Below are 317 nucleotides of genomic sequence, written 5' to 3' on the forward strand. Positions count from 1 at the left end.
GGGGGCGCGCAATGAGCCGCAATACCGCAACCATAGACGGCAGTAAAGAAAAGCGGCGTTATTTAACTCTGCTTGCAGGCACGGTAGCTTTAATTGGATCTTTGTTTATCGGTATAGCCGCCGGTGCCGTTCCTATTACGCTACGGGAAGTATTCGAGGTTATACAGGGAGTAACACAATCGGAAAACTATCGGATTATTTATTACATTCGTATGCCTCGTGTTATTTGTGCGGCTCTTACAGGAACGAATCTGGCCTTGGCAGGGTGTATATTACAAGGCATTTTACGCAATCCTTTGGCCGATCCGGGAATTATC

General features: G+C 47.0%; 1 protein-coding gene. It reads left to right on the forward strand.

Annotated elements, in window-relative coordinates; genetic code table 11:
* Window positions 1–11: 11 nt before the first annotated feature.
* A partial coding sequence (locus tag PGX78_RS08025; protein WP_270446400.1) for an iron chelate uptake ABC transporter family permease subunit occupies window positions 12–317 on the forward strand: 306 nt, incomplete at its 3' end.

Source organism: Megasphaera sp. AF13-6AC (assembly GCF_027685385.1).
Lineage (GTDB): Bacteria > Bacillota > Negativicutes > Veillonellales > Megasphaeraceae > Megasphaera > Megasphaera micronuciformis.